The organism is Limnohabitans sp. WS1, from assembly GCF_003063265.1.
Lineage (GTDB): Bacteria > Pseudomonadota > Gammaproteobacteria > Burkholderiales > Burkholderiaceae_C > Limnohabitans_A.
The window spans coordinates 14591-29689 of the sequence record NZ_NERU01000012.1; the positions used below are offsets into that span (position 1 = coordinate 14591).

The 15099-nt window shown below is 57.8% G+C and carries 11 protein-coding genes; 5 read left to right on the top strand and 6 right to left on the bottom strand.

Annotated features, from left to right (window positions below; genetic code table 11):
- The first annotated feature begins 72 nt into the window (after positions 1 to 72).
- From B9Z48_RS14265 to B9Z48_RS14290, 5 genes are all read left to right on the top strand, one after another.
- A complete protein-coding gene (locus tag B9Z48_RS14265) occupies positions 73 to 1383 on the top strand; it encodes a TolC family protein (RefSeq protein WP_158273273.1) in 1311 nt (436 codons plus the stop codon).
- The gene (locus B9Z48_RS14270) at positions 1380 to 3650 is read left to right on the top strand and encodes an ATP-binding cassette domain-containing protein (RefSeq protein WP_108379257.1); all 2271 of its coding nucleotides are present in this window, start codon (positions 1380 to 1382) and stop codon (positions 3648 to 3650) included. Before B9Z48_RS14265 ends, B9Z48_RS14270 begins: the two co-directional genes overlap by 4 nt.
- 2 nt (positions 3651 to 3652) lie before the next feature.
- Positions 3653 to 4840 carry an HlyD family efflux transporter periplasmic adaptor subunit gene (locus B9Z48_RS14275; protein WP_233261137.1) on the top strand — a complete coding sequence of 396 codons (1188 nt, stop codon included), beginning with the start codon at positions 3653 to 3655 and terminating at the stop codon, positions 4838 to 4840.
- 92 nt (positions 4841 to 4932) lie between these two features.
- Positions 4933 to 5238 carry a hypothetical protein gene (locus B9Z48_RS14280; RefSeq protein WP_108379259.1) on the top strand — a complete coding sequence of 102 codons (306 nt, stop codon included), beginning with the start codon at positions 4933 to 4935 and terminating at the stop codon, positions 5236 to 5238.
- 312 nt (positions 5239 to 5550) lie between these two features.
- Positions 5551 to 8541 carry a calcium-binding protein gene (locus tag B9Z48_RS14290; RefSeq protein ID WP_158273274.1) on the top strand — a complete coding sequence of 997 codons (2991 nt, stop codon included), beginning with the start codon at positions 5551 to 5553 and terminating at the stop codon, positions 8539 to 8541.
- Positions 8542 to 9312: 771 nt separating this feature from the next.
- Here B9Z48_RS14290 and B9Z48_RS14300 read toward each other — a convergent pair.
- The 6 genes from B9Z48_RS14300 to B9Z48_RS14325 form a co-directional block, all read right to left on the bottom strand.
- Positions 9313 to 10038: an A24 family peptidase gene (locus B9Z48_RS14300; protein WP_108379267.1), complete on the bottom strand. Its 726-nt coding sequence runs from the start codon at positions 10036 to 10038 to the stop codon at positions 9313 to 9315.
- Positions 10035 to 10976 carry a type II secretion system F family protein gene (locus B9Z48_RS14305; protein WP_108379269.1) on the bottom strand — a complete coding sequence of 314 codons (942 nt, stop codon included), beginning with the start codon at positions 10974 to 10976 and terminating at the stop codon, positions 10035 to 10037. The genes B9Z48_RS14300 and B9Z48_RS14305 overlap by 4 nt, the downstream gene beginning before the upstream one ends.
- A 4-nt stretch (positions 10977 to 10980) precedes the next feature.
- Complete coding sequence (locus tag B9Z48_RS14310; protein WP_108379271.1) at positions 10981 to 11979, bottom strand: type II secretion system F family protein; 999 nt, start codon at positions 11977 to 11979, stop codon at positions 10981 to 10983.
- Positions 11976 to 13271: a CpaF family protein gene (locus tag B9Z48_RS14315; RefSeq protein ID WP_228769211.1), complete on the bottom strand. Its 1296-nt coding sequence runs from the start codon at positions 13269 to 13271 to the stop codon at positions 11976 to 11978. The genes B9Z48_RS14310 and B9Z48_RS14315 overlap by 4 nt, the downstream gene beginning before the upstream one ends.
- Before the next feature lie 149 nt (positions 13272 to 13420).
- Positions 13421 to 14605 (bottom strand): AAA family ATPase, encoded by a 1185-nt coding sequence (locus tag B9Z48_RS14320; RefSeq protein ID WP_108379275.1) that lies wholly within the window; start codon positions 14603 to 14605, stop codon positions 13421 to 13423.
- On the bottom strand, positions 14596 to 15099 hold the full coding sequence (locus tag B9Z48_RS14325) for a TadE/TadG family type IV pilus assembly protein (RefSeq protein ID WP_108379277.1): 504 nt from the start codon (positions 15097 to 15099) through the stop codon (positions 14596 to 14598). The genes B9Z48_RS14320 and B9Z48_RS14325 overlap by 10 nt, the downstream gene beginning before the upstream one ends.

Sequence of the window (15099 nt, forward strand, 5' to 3'; positions counted from 1 at the left end):
GGCACTGGGATGCTCACGCCTTCCAGTGCCTTTTTTCGGTTTTACCGATCTCTCATGGCCATGACCCTCACAATGAACTCTCCTTTGAACATGCGTCGCCAGTTGGCGACTTTGTCGTTTGCACTGGCCAGTATTTGGGGCCCTGCCCATGTGGCGGCGCAAACAGGCACGGCTGCTGCTGCTGCAACGCCCTCGGCGTCTGCAACGGCCCCCATGAGCTTTGAAGAAGCCCTGCGCATTGCCGTGACCACACACCCCACGGTCAACAGCCGCCGCAACGACATGCAGGCGGCCAATGCACGTTTGGACGCCGCCATGCGCCAACGCTACCCGGGCTTTCAGGCCCAAACAGGCAAAGACGCCGGTGGGGGTGACACCACCACCATGCGCCTGGAAAAAACACTTTGGAATGGCGGGCGCACAGCGGCCGACATTGAAGGGGCCGAAGCCGGCATACGTTCGAGCAGCGTATCGGTGATCTTGGCCCAGCAAGAAATCATGGCCCGTGTGATCACGGCCTTCACCGATTTGGGACGCGTGCGCACTCGCCAATTGGTCGCGCAATCGAACGTGCAAGAACACGAACGCCTGGCCGCCCTGATTGGCCGCCGCGTGGAAAGCCAAATCAGCCCCATGAGCGATGGCACCATGGCCAATGCGCGACTGGCGCAGGCCCGTGCCGAACTCAACCAATTGAGCGCCTTGGCCGAACGCGCACAGTCGAGCTTGACCCAAGCCTTGGGCAAATCCGTCACCGACATTCAAACGCCCAGCTTTCCCAGCCTGTCGGGCACCAATGACTTTTTGATTCGCCAAAAAGCCCTGGATTACGCACCCGCTTTGCGCCGCCTGAACGCCGAAGAAGCCGTGCTCAAGGCCGACATCGAATCGCGCAAAAGCGCTTTGTGGCCACAAATCAAACTGCGTGCCGAAAAGAACTCGGGCGGCATGGTCAACAAGTCACAGGTTTACGTGACCATGGACTACCAAACCGGTGCGGGCTTTGTGGCCCAAGCACAAATCAAAGAAGGTTTTGCCAAGCTCGACAGCCTGCGCTCTTCGCGTGAAGCGGCCGAGCGTGACGCATTGGAAGCCGTCAACGCCGATTTGGCCGATCTGAAGTCGCAGCAAATGCAATTGAAAGATTTGCGCGACCAAGTGGCCGCCACCACCGAAGTGTTTGATTCGTCGATTCGCCAGTATTCGGTGGGCCGCAAAACCTGGGTGGATGTGCTCAACGCCCAACGTGAAGTGTCTCAATCGCGTTATGCCCAAGCCGATGCCGAATGGGGCTATTTGCGCTCGGCCATGCGTGTGAACTTGGCTACCGGTGACTTGATCCCAGAATCCATGGACAGCGAGTCTGTGACAGCACAACAATGATTTCTTCTCCCACTGCAGACGCGAACACAGCGGCCTATTTGGCCGACCCACTTTCTCAGTCATTGACCCGTTTGGCTTCGATGCAAGGGCACGCTGTGCCTTGGCATCGTTTTGCCATGATGTCGCAAACCCTTGACGGTGCGCCGATTGCCGACCTGGATCTGGCAGACAAGGCCGTTGAACTTTGGCGTGCCCGTTTTCCGGCCTCTGATATTTTTGATGCCGACTTTCCCCTCAAGCCCTCAGACGCCCCGGCCCTGTGGGTGACCGATGTGGGCAACGATTTGGCCCAGCACTCGGTGCTGGTGGTGTGTGGCATGGTGTCGACGGGGGCTTTGACCTGCGTCGATGCCGAAGGCAAAGCCGTGAACCTGAGCGCCGCCGACGCGGCCAAAGGTCGTGTGCTGGTCATGCGCACCGACGAGCCCTTGGCCAGTGCCCAAGACACAGCGACCGGGGCACACGACTTGGGCGCAGACACCAGCCAGGTCAAGCGCCGCTCGGCCAAGCAGTGGTTTCGCTACGCCATTGCCAAACGCTGGCGCAGCTTTGCCGAAGGCGCTTTGACCACGGTCACCGTCAACGTGATCGCGCTGGGTTCGTCGTTCTACAGCATGCAGGTGTATGACCGCGTGGTGCCCACACAAGGGTTTTCAACCCTCTGGGTACTCACGGTGGGCGTGCTCATGGCCATTGTGTTGGAACTGGTGATGCGCCAAGTGCGCAACCGCCTGGTCGAAAACGCTTGCAAAGCCATTGACGAAGAGTTGTCGGGCGTGTTTTTTGGCCACGCTTTGGCCATTCGCATGGACCAGCGGCCCCGCACCGTGGGCACGTTTGCAGCGCAGATTCGGCACTTCGAGATGGTGCGCAACTTCATGACCTCGTCCACCCTGTTCATTTTTGCAGACGCACCGTTTGCCTTGATGTTTGTGGTGGTCATTGGCATGTTGGCCGGGCCTGTGGCCTTGGTGCCTTTGGTCTTCATCCCGATTTCGATTTTGGCTGGTATCGCTTTCCGCTCCAAGCTGGCCAAACTGACCGAATTGCACATGCAAGAGTCCAACCGCAAAAACGGTTTGCTGATCGAGGCCATTGACGGCATTGAGTCGGTCAAAGCCGCAGGCGCGGAATGGAAGATGCTCGACCGTTGGCGTGCACTGACCCACCTGCTGGGCCGCGACGAATTGGCGATCAAAAACATCACCAACTTCTCGACCAACCTGACCCAAACCCTGCAGCAGCTGAGTTATGTGGGCTTGATGGCCGCCGGTGTGTATGCCATCAACCAAGGCAGCCTGACCGTGGGCGGCTTGATTGCCTGCACCATCATCAGTGGCCGTGCCTTGAGCCCGATTGCGCAAATCACGGGCCTGATGGTGCAGTGGCAACAATCCCAAACCGCGCTGCGTGGTCTGGACGCCATCATGGCCATGCAACCCGACAGCCAACCCGGCGAGCGGCGCATGGTGCCCGAGCAATGCATGGGCAATTTGAAGGTTGCGCAACTGAGCTTTGGCTACAGCGCCGAAGCTCCCGCCTTGAGCCTGGACAACCTGATCATCTCCAAAGGCGAGCGTGTGGCGGTGTTGGGCGCGGTGGGATCGGGCAAAACGTCCTTGATCAAGGCTTTGTCGGGTTTGTACAAACCTGCCGAAGGTCGCGTGTTTTTGGACAACGTGGACATGAGCAACCTCGCCCCCGAGTTTGTGCGCGAACACATTGGTTACTTGCCCCAAGACGTGCGCCTGTTCCAAGGCACTTTGCGCGAAAACCTGGCGCTGGGTCTGCCCTCGCCCACCGACGAACAAATCATGCTGGCGGCCCGCATGACCGGGCTCGACAAGTTACTGGGCACTCACCCCAAAGGTCTGGGCATCGAGATTTCTGAAGGGGGACGGGGCTTGTCCGGTGGTCAGCGCCAACTGGTGGGCTTGACCCGATTGGTGTTGGCCCAGCCACGGATCATGCTGCTGGACGAGCCCACCGCCTCGATGGACCCGCAGCTCGAAGAGCAAGTGGCCGAGCGTGTGTTTGGCACACGGCCCAACGACACGACACTTGTAGTGGTCACTCACAAACCGGCCATGCTGCGCTACTTCAGCCGAATCATCATTTTGGACAAGGGCAAAGTGGTCGCTGACGGCCCCCGTGACGAAATCTTGCGTCGTCTGCGTGACACGCAAGCCCAGCTCCAACTGCAACGACAAGCCGCTGTGAACGCCCAAGCCCAAGCCGGCCAAGCCACTGCCAACCAAGCCACCTGAATATGAGCCGTCAAAGAAAAATCCTCTCCTACAACCAGCCGCAAGGTGAATCCGCCTTCATGCTGCGCATGGGGGTGTGGGGCAGCATCATGGTGGTGGGCCTGTTTTTGACTTGGGCCTACTACGCCGAAATCGACCAGATCACGCGTGCCCAAGGTCAAATCATTCCCAGCAGCCGCACCCAAATCATTCAGGCCCCCGATGGGGGTGTGATCGAAAAACTGCTGGTGCGCGAAGGTGCCGAAGTCGACCGGGGCGAATTGCTGGTGCGTTTTGACCAGACCAAAGCCGAGGCCAGCTACCGCGAAGCCGAATTCAAAGTGGCCGGCCTGAGTGCCACCGTGGCCCGTTTGCGCTCGGAGGTGTTTGGGGGCGAGCCGATTTTTAAGCCCGAAACCCTGCTGTTTCCAGAGTTCAGGCAAAACCAGACCGATTTGCTGCGCAAACGCCGCGAGAGCCTGGAGTCTGAAATCCGCGCCATCGAACGCATGAAAGTGCTGGCCCAACGCGAACTGGACATGACCAAGCCCTTGCTCAAAACCGGTGACGTGAGCATGGCCGAAGTGCTGCGCCTCGAACGCCTGGTGGCCGAACAAGAAGGCCAAGTCACCAACCGCACCAACAAGTACCAGCAAGACAGCCAGTCCGAGCTGAACAAGCTGGAAGAAGAATTGGCCGGTGCCAAAGAGTCCTTGATTCAACGCAAAAACCTGCTGGACAACACCGAACTGCGGGCACCTGTGAATGGCACCGTGAAAAACGTGCGCGTGACCACCCGGGGCGGTGTGTTGCGGCCTGGCGATGAGCTGATGCAAATCGTGCCGGTTGACGACGCCCTGATTGTGGAAGCCAAGGTCAAGCCCTCGGACGTGGCGTTTTTGAAGCCCGATCAAGACGTGGTCATCAAGATTGATGCTTATGACTACACGATCTACGGCTCCTTGGAAGGCAAGCTGACTTACATCAGTGCCGACACCCTGAACGAAGACATCAAACAGGGCGAACAAGCCTATTACCGCGTTCAGGTCAAAACCGAGTCGCCCCGATTTAACCGCCGCCCCAACGAAAACCTGCAGCTGCAGCCGGGCATGACGGCCACGATTGAGATCAAAACAGGGGGCAACACGGTTTTGAAGTACCTGCTCAAGCCGGTCATCAAAACCCTCAACGAATCACTGGGGGAGAGATAAATCGAAAAAAATTCAACACAAATATCAAAATCATTGTTGATTCAATCGTATTTGATATACTTTTTACATTCCACACCAACTAAAGACCAAAAATGAAAAAAATCCTCGCTATTTTCCTCCCGCTTGCCTTCCTGGCCGGCTGTGCTGCACCTGCCATCGGTGACAAACAAGCCGATGTGCCTCCCCGCATCATCATCAAAAACGACGTGCGCACCTGGGACAACCCCGGCGCATTTGGCCCCGTGCCCGCCGAATTGCAAGACAACGGCCAAAAGGTCTGCGAGACCCTGAACACCGAGCAGTACAAGCACGAAGTGCGCGGCTACCACGCCAAGGCAGAAAACCTCGAAGGCCAAGCTTTTGTGGGCGGCGGCTACTACTGCGTGCGCACCAACTGATTCACCCAGCCATCCCGCTGACCCATCCAACTCACCTATAAAACCAAAGCCATGACACAACCCATGACCCCAGCCGCCTTGCCTGTGCAAGCAGCCAAGCCCGCCAATGGCGCACGCCTTGTTGCCGCCAAAGCCACCACACCTTTTGTGGAGTTGTCCGGTGCTGACTTGCAAGCTTTGCTTGACTTTCAAAAGACATTGCCCACCAGCAAGGGCCGCAAAATGCTCAAGCCCGGCGAGGAAGAATTCATCAACAGCGACGGCACCGTGATCGATTCCCCCGAGTGGGTCATGGCCCAAGCAGGTGCCGTGTTGCCTGAAGCCATCACAGGCGGTGCAGGTGGTGCAGCGGGCGGCGCTGCAGGTGGTGCGGCTGGCGCAGCGGGTGCAGCAGGTGCTGCGGGTGCTGCGGGTGCTGCGGGTGCAGCCGCTGCTTTGCCTTTGGTTTCGCCATTGGCCCTTTTGCCTGCAGTGGCTTTGGTGCCATCGGGCGGTGATGTCAACGGCCGTCCTACCTTGGCACACAACGTTGACAAAACTGACGCGGTCAGATTGACCATTGAAATTCTGGGTGACAAAGAAAACACCACCACCAACCCGAATTGGGTGCGTGCTGATCCAGACAACAACACCACCTTCTTCTACTTTCAACTGAAAGACGGTGAGCGTGTTGGTGATGCCAATGTGCTGTTCCTGGATGGCAAGCGCTTGTCTTTGACCTCAGGTGATGGCCGTTTCGGCATCAACAAAGACACCGGTTTGATCACCCGCCTGATTGACACCCCTCAGTATGAAGAGCAAACGCTGGACGTGGTGATCACTGACACCGCATTGATCAGCACTGCCGTGTCTGTGATCATTGAGGCGAACCACCGCCCTGTTTTGACCCGAGGCGATGAAAACGTCTTGACCTTGGTGGTCGATGGTGTCAACGATGGCAACACCACCAACGCCAATTGGAATGCGCAAGATGCGGACCCTGCGCATCCCCAGTATTTCTATTTCCAGCTCGCATCGGGTGAAGGTCTTGACCTTGCAAACGTGCAAACCATCGAAGGCAATCGTCTGTCTTTGGTTTCGGCCGATGGTCGATTCGTCATCGACAAGTTGACAGGCGCGATCTCTCTGAGTGAGTCGGCCAAAGAGACACCTCAGCTGGAAAATCAAGCGCTTCAAGTGGTGATCACAGACACTGAACTGGTCAGCACAGCGGTCACGGTGGTGGTTGAACAAAACTACACACCCGAATTGGCCACTGCCTCCAAAGACCAAGACCCAATCCATGTTTCTTTGGCCATCAACGCCACTGAAAATGACAGCACCAGTGACATTGGCTGGATCGCTACAGACGACAACGGTGTGACTCACACCAATTACTTCTACTTCTCTGTGGCTGATGGAACAACCATCACTGTGGGCGATGTGGACTACAAACCCATGTCACTCGATGGCAAGTTTTTGTCCTCCGTGTCTGCTGACGGCCGCTTCAAAATCAACAGTGAAACCGGTGCCATCAGCCGCACGAGCTCTGATCAAGAAGACCCCGTTTTGCTTTGCAAAGACGAAGTCACCTTGTCTGTGGTCGTGACCGACACCGAATTCGTCAGCAACGCAGTCGATGTGACCATTGAGCGCATCTTGCCGACTTTTGCTGAAGACTACTATGAAAAGGATCAGCAAGATCTTGGCGATGCGACCAATGACAACCGCTATTACTTCAATAAACTGACTGAAATTGATAAGACGATTGTCTTAACAGATTTGAGCACCAACGGCAATGCACGCGGTACTGATTTGCTGGATATCAATGTCATTTCCAAATTCGAGACCTTGGGATTCCACAAGGGTTCAGGTGAAGAGTCGCTCAATTTGAATGTGAATTTCTCGCACGACTTTGCGAACGACATTGAACAGGTTTCAATCACTGTTGAGAACCAATTCGGATTGCCTGATGACATTGAAGGCAAAGCCACAGATGGCATGGTTGAGTTTGTCAAATTCTCTGAAGGTGCAACTTACAAAGGTTACGTGCTCAACACAGCCGACTACGACGGTTTGGGTGAACCTGAAACCGGCGTTTACAGTCTTCAAACGGGCACCACCGGCACCGACTGCCAAGATGTGCTGGTGAGCAGCATGGACCAAGCTGACAATCTCAGCGGCGGAAAAGACAATGACCTGTTGTTTGGTTATGGCCTGAGTGACACATTGAATGGTGGTCAAGGCAATGATTTGCTGGTTGCCAACGAGAGCGAAAACATTTTGAATGGCGACGAAGGTGACGACACCTTGGTCTCTTATGGCACCAAAAACACATTGAATGGTGGCGCAGGCCTCGATACTTTGTTCGCTTATGGCGATGAGGCCGCCTTGAATGGTGGCGATGATGACGATTCGTTGACTGCTGAAGGTGAATACAGCACATTGAACGGTGGTTCTGGCAAAGATACTTTGCACGCTCACGGCTATGAATCCATTTTGGATGGTGGCACTGGCGACGATACATTGCACGCTGCTGGCGATGAAAGCACCTTGCATGGCGGCGAAGGCAACGATTCCTTGACTGCTGAAGGCGAATACAGTGTGTTGAACGGTGATTCTGGCGACGACATTTTGCTTTCTACCGGCTATGACTCCACATTGGATGGTGGCGACGGCGATGATTCTTTGACTGCTGAGGCTTCGGGCAGTTCCTTGAACGGCGGTTCTGGCAACGACACTTTGCATGCTCACGCTGATGACTCCACATTAGATGGTGGTGATGGCGACGATACATTGCACGCTGATGGCTATAACACCACATTGGATGGTGGCGCTGGCGATGATTCATTGACTGCTGACGGTGCAGGCAGTTCGTTGAACGGTGGATCGGGTGATGATTCTTTGTTTATCAATGCCGATAATGCCTGTGTTATTGGCGGTTTGGGCAATGATTTCATCACGATCGCTGAAGCAGCGTCCAACACGTCGATTGTTTTGAAAGACAGTGGCGATACCAACTTTGACACCATCTCTGGTTTCGACATGACAGGGATCATTCATTTGAATGGTTTTGATATTTCATTCGGCGGTACCAATAACAATGACGAGATTGATGGCGTCCAATTGGTCAATTTGACTTTGAATGATAATCCTATGGATTATCTGGATTCAGAAGATAATGATGTTTCTTATTTGATTGCTGTCACTGGCTCAGATGCAGATATCTGGCAAGTTAACAATGTCAATGAAGTCATTACTCTGGACAAAGTTGCTCACTTTGTGAATTTTGACTTTGCAAATTACTCAGTGATTCCAGCATAATCTTTACGGTTCTGTCTGCCAAAGCAGTGCGCCTCACGGCGCACTGCTTTTTTTTCGTGGTGTGTAAGGATTCATCGCGACGAGGGCGTCGCTCCTACAAGGGGATGGCCCCTGCATTTTGTGGGAGCCCCGCTCTCGGGGCGATGGGTGGTGGTTTGCGGGGGTTATCGCGACGGGGGCGTCGCTCCTACAGGGGGATGGCCCCTGCATTTTTGTAGGAGCCCCGCCCTCGGGGCGATGGGTGGTGGTTTGCGAGGCTTCATCGCGACGGGGGCGTCGCTCCTACAGGGAAAATTCCAGCCCACAGGGGGATGCCCTGCATTTTGTGGGAGCCCCGCCCTCGGGGCGATTGTTGGTGGTCTGCGAGGCTTCATCGCGACGGGGGCGTCGCTCCTACAGGGGGATGGCCTCTGCATTTTTGTAGGAGCCCCGCCCTCGGGGCGATTTTTGGTGGTTTGCGAGGCTTATCGCGACGGGGGCGTCGCTCCTACAGGGAAAATTCCAGCCCACAGGGTGATGCCCTGCATTTTGTAGGAGCCCCGCCCTCGGGGCGATGGGTCGTGGTCTGCGAGGCTTATCGCGACGAGGGCGTCGCTCCTACAAGGGGGAGGCCCTGCATTTTGTGGGAGCCCCGCCCTCGGGGCGATGGGTGGTGGTCTGCGAGGCTTATCGCGACGGGGGCGTCGCTCCCACAGGGGATCAAGACATCAAGGCATTAAGGGATCAAGGGATCAAGGGATCAATGCATCAGTTGATCAGTGGATCAGTGGATCAGTGCCAAAGCCAGTAGCCAATGGCGGCCAGGGCGATCCAGGGGCCGAAGGCGAATTCGGCGGGGGTGGATTGGGGTTTCATCAGGCGCATGAAACCTTGGCTGACCAGTGAGGCCAAGGCGGCGATCAGCAGCACGTTGGGGGTGGCTTGTGGCCCCAGCCAGGCGCCTACGGCGGCCAGGAGTTTCATGTCGCCCTGCCCTACGCCGCTGATGCCGCGCCAGCGCTTGTACAGCTGGTCCATGACCCACAAAATCATGTAGCCCGTCACGGCACCCCACAAGGCATTTTCCAGGCCTATGGTCCTCAGGCTCTGCACGGTTTGGATCAGCAAGCCCAACCACAGCAGAGGCTGCGTCAAAGCGTCGGGCAGCAGTTGGGTGTCTTTGTCGATGGCAGCAGACGTGAGCAAGGCCCACAGCCACACGCCCCACAAAGCGGTGCGCCAAGAGGCCCCCATGCCCCCTGTCAAAGCCAAGGCCAAGGCCACGCCCCCCAGCACCCACAACAGGCAGCGCCGCCGCTGGGCCATGGCGTGCGCCGCGCAGGCTCGCAGGCCGTGGGGCTGTGTGGCTTGCCAGTCGGTGCCTTGTATTTCGGCCAGCCATTGCGCTTCTTCATTGAGGATGTTTTGCGGCAGCCAGATCACCAGCACACACGACAGCCATCCGGCCAATGCCCCCAAGCAGATGGCCCACATGCTTGTCACAAGTTCTGCGTTCATTTGAATCCAAAAGCGGCCGAGATTTGCATCCACCCCGGGCCAATCAGCACCACCATGATGGAGGGGAAGATGAAGAAGATGAGCGGAAACAGCATCTTGACCGGAATTTTGGCGGCGATTTCTTCAGCACGTTGTCCGCGTTTGAGGCGCATTACCTCGGACTGCACACGCAGCGCTTCACCCAAACTGGTGCCAAAGCGCTCAGACTGGTTGAGCATGGTGACCAGGCCATTGAGGTCGTCGAGGTTCATGCGCAAGGCCAGGTTTTTGAGCGCCGTCATGCGCCCTGCCCCGGCCCGCACTTCCAGGCCGGCCAGGTAAAACTCTTCGGCCAGCAAGGCATGGCTGCGGGCCAGTTCTTTGGACACCCGCGTGATGGCGGAATCCAGCCCCATGCCCGATTCGAGCGCCACCACCAGCAAGTCCACCAGGTCGGGCAGCCCGCGTTGCAGGGTGTCGCGCCGGGTTTGGGTGCGCCACTGCAAAAACACATCGGGCCCGTAGTAGCCCGCAGCGGCGGTCAGCAAGGTGACCAGGGCCATTTGGCTGCTGGGCCAAGCGGGCTTGAACAACCACAAGCCCAGCCACACCAGCACCGGCACCACCAGCACCAGCAGGCTTTTGATGACGTAATAAATGCGCGGCGCGTCGCTTTGCCGAAAACCGGCTCGCAAAAACTTGAGCCGGATTTGCGACTCGCCCCAGCCCTCGGCGGGCAGTGACAACTTGTACAGCGAGTCCATCCAGCGCGAGGCTTTGGGCGCAGCCGCTGTGGGCAGCGCGGTGGGCGTGTGGGCCACGCCCACCAGGTCTTTGAAGCGGCTTTGTTGTTGGCGTTGTTCCCAATAACGGTTGAGGGCAAACACAGCCATGACCACGGCGGCAAACACCAGGGCACACAGCAAAACCAAAAGCAGGGTGGGGTTCAACTGGGGCATGGTTTCAGACCTTGACTTGCACGATTTTCCACAGCCACAGGCCACCCAGCAGCATCATGAACAAGCCGATGCTGACAATGCGCAGGCCCTCGGGTGTGCCCCACAAACTGTCCATGTACTTGGGGTTGAGCAGCGTGAGTGTGCCGCCCAAAATAAAAGGCAAGGCCCCCAACACCACCCCAGAAAACCGCCCTTCGGCCGAGATGATGCGGATCTTGCCGGCCAGTTTGATGCGCTCGCGCACGGTTTGCGCCAGCCCCCCCAGCAACTCGGCCAGGTTGCCACCGGTCTCGCGCTGGATCACGATGGCCACCACAAAAAAGTCGAGGTCGGGGCTTTTGACGCGGTGCCCCATGTTGGCCAGTGCATCTGCAAAGGGCAAACCAAAATTGATCTCGTCCACGGTTTTTTTAAATTCGCGCCCAATCGGGTCGGCAAACTCCTGGCCCACCATGCTCAAGCCCGACGACAAACCCTGCCCGGCCCGCAAGGCGCGTGACAAATAGTCCAGCGCTTCGGGGAAAAGCTCTTCAAACTTGCGCCGCTGCCGCTGGTCTTTGCGCAAATGAAACAACCACGGCAGCGCAGCCAGCCCAAAAGCCACCAGCACCGACGCCTGCAGCGACAGTTTGAACAGCACCAGTGTCAGCAACAAGCCCCCCAGCCACAAGACCAGCACCAAGCCCAAAAACCCCAAAGGCGATTGGGTGGACTGCGTGCGCATGAGCAAGTCGGCCAGGCGTTCATAGCCCGGCAGTTGTTGCAATGGGGCCAACCAGGCACTGTTGGGGTTGCCGCCGGTGGTTTTGAGCAGCAAATCGTCACCACCGCCCACGGCGTTGTTGCGCACAAAAGCGGCCAGGCGTTGGCGCTGCGCCCGGCTTTCCGCGCCAAATTGCCGCCGCCACCAACTGGCCAGCAGCACCACGGCACCCACCACCAACACAAAGGTCACCAAGAGCACTGCCCAAGGCATGAGTTCGGGCCAAGTCATCGTGTTCATTCGTTAAACACCAGGGGGTTGAACAACTCTTCGGCCAAGTTCACGCCACTGATCTTGAGGCGTTCGGCCAGCAAGGGGCGAATGCCCGTGGGCTTGAAGCGGCCCAGCACCGCACCATCGGCCCCCACGCCCGAGCGCTCGAAGTGGAAGATCTCTTGGGTCGAAATCACCTCGCCTTCCATGCCGGTGACTTCGTGGATGCTGGTGATTTTGCGGCTGCCATCGCTCAGGCGCGTGGCCTGCACGATGACGTTGATGGCCGAGGCAATTTGCTGGCGCAAGGGTTTGACCGGCAAGCTCACGCCGCCCATGCCCACCAGGTTTTCCAGCCGCCCCAAAGCGTCTCGCGGGGTGTTGGCGTGCACGGTGGTCAGCGATCCGTCGTGCCCGGTGTTCATGGCTTGCAGCATGTCGATCACCTCACCGCCGCGCACCTCGCCCAGCACAATGCGGTCAGGCCGCATGCGCAGGCTGTTTTTGACCAGCGAGCGCATCGAAATCTCGCCCCGCCCTTCGGAGTTGGCCGGGCGTGTTTCCAGACGCACCACATGGCTTTGCTGCATTTGAAGTTCGGCCGTGTCTTCGATGGTGATGATGCGTTCGTGTTCGGGGATGTAGCTCGACAAAATGTTGAGCAAGGTGGTCTTGCCGGAGCCCGTGCCGCCCGAAATCAAAATATTGGTTTTGGCCTTGACCATGCCCGCCAGCAGTTCGGCCATGCCGGGCGTCAAGGTGCGCCGCTCGACCAAGTCGGCCATTTTGAGGGGCTTGACGGCAAAGCGCCGAATCGACATTGCTGGCCCATCGAGCGCAATGGGCGAGATGATGGCGTTCACGCGCGAGCCATCGGGCAGCCGCGCATCGACCATGGGGCTGGACTCGTCGACGCGGCGGCCCACACGCGAGACGATCTTGTCGATGATTTTGAGCAAATGCGTGTCGTCGTTGAAACGGATGTTCACGCGTTCGATGCGGCCACGCTTTTCCACAAACACGGTGTCGAAACCGTTGACCATGATTTCAGAAATGTCGGGGTCGGCCAGCAATGGCTCCAGCGGCCCCAGGCCCAGCACCTCGTTTTGCAAATCGGCCACCAATGAACGGCGTTCTTGCTCGTTCATGGGAATGGCTTCTTCGTCAATCAGGCCCAACAACACGTCGCGCAGTTGCGAACGCAGTTGGTCGGGCTGCATGGCTTCGGCCGCGGCCAGGTCAATCTTGGCAATCAGGGACTGGTGCAGCCGGGTCTTGAGGGCGTAATAAGTGCCCGACACCGCCGGGGCTGCGGGCATGGTCACACCCGCCGAACCAGCCACAGCCGCTGGGGCGCTGGCCGCAGCGGCCAAGGCGGCTGGCGGCATGCTCTGAGCCTGGGCCACACCCACGGGCGAAGCCGCTGCAGCAGCTGAGGCGTTCGACCCGCTGCCGTAGCTCCAGGCGCTTATTTTTTCCTTAAGCGTTGCCATATCGACTTGTCTTTCATGGGTTGACCCGACCAATCGGCGGCCCAGGCCGCCACGGCACGGGTGTACTCGCTGCGTGGCTGCAGGCTGACCAAGGGCGTGCCTTGCACCACCGAGGCTTTCATGCCGGGCACATCGGCAGGCAAGAGGTGAAGGGGTTTTTGAGGGTAGATGCGCTGGAACTCGGTCAGCTCCAGGTCGGACTTGCCCACCACGCGGTTCATGGCAAAGTTGAGTTTGGCCGCGCTCAGGCCCAGGCTCTCCCACAACTGCTTGATTTGGTTCAGGCGACGCAAAGACGGCATGGAGACGGACGAGAGCACCACGGCTTGGTCGAGTTGCTCCCACATGCGCAAGCCCACCGGGCCCATGTTGCTGCCGAGATCGATCAAGATGAAGCTGTACAGCGGCGACACAAAGGCCAGCAACTGTTCCACCTGCGCGGGCTCGATGCCCATGATTTTTTCGAACGAGGCGGGCGAGGCGATGAAGTGAAAATTGTCGGCAATGGGCGTGACCATGGAAGCCAACAAGGCCTCATCCAAGCGGTTGACCTCGTTGCAAAAGTCGGCCAAATCGTGCTCGACTGGTTTGCGGGTGAGGTAAACGTCGGCATCGCCAAAAGGCAAGGACAAGTCGAGCAGCAAGACTTTGGCCGCCGTGTCTTTGGCCAAAGCCGCCGCCATGTTGACCGCCAAACTGGTGCAGCCATCGCCGCCTTTGGCCGACAAAAAACCCACTTTGAGCGAGGCACGCTGCACCGGGGTGCCTGGGCTGGGGCTGTGCAGGCGATCGCGCACACGGGCCAAAGCTTCGTGCCACAGCGCTGCGTCGGGCGGCAACACTTCGCGCACCCCCATTTGCATGAGGCGCAGCAAAAACGCGGGCTCGGGCTTGGCAAATACCGGCAACACCGCCGTATGCCCCATTTGCTGAGCGACCCGTTCGAGTTGAAGCAGCAAGGCAGGCGCATCGTCAAAACCAGCCACCAACAGCAATTCGGGCTGGCGAAACAACACCGTATCGAGCAAGTCGGCCAAGTGGCCGTGCACCACGGTGACACGGTCGTTTTTGTGTGGCACAAAGCCCGTGGGCATGGGCCAGTTGGGGGGGGCGTAGAGGAAGATGTTCATGGCAATGGGGCGGTCTTGGATCAGGAGCACCTGTTCACGTTGTTCAATCCGGAAGGAAATTTAACGCTCATGCTTTCGCGTAACACAGTGGTGCGGTTGGGCGGAAGTGCCAGATCCAGCGTCCAGCCTGGAAAGCGCAACTCAAGATTCACCCCGGTCAAACTCGCTTGAACGAACTCACAAGTGTTGTCGTTGCAGCCAGTTGGCAAATACGTCAGATTCAACCAGTCAGGTTGATCGGTGAGGTCCGTCTTAACCGAGGGGGTGCTTGGGGCCGTATAAGAAGCTTGGCCAGTCATTTTGAGCAGATACACCACTTTGTTGGCAATGGCTGTTTTTTGGATGTCTGACTCGCTGGTGCAAATACTGGCCATTCTGGCGGCGATGCGGGTGGCTTCGGCAGCGGTGTTCCAGACCAGAAGGGTGCGGCCAAACTCCAGGATGCCGATGAAAACGATCCAAAAGATCAAAAAACACAGGGTGAATTCGATCAGAACGGTGCCTTGTTGACGTGGGTGCTTCAT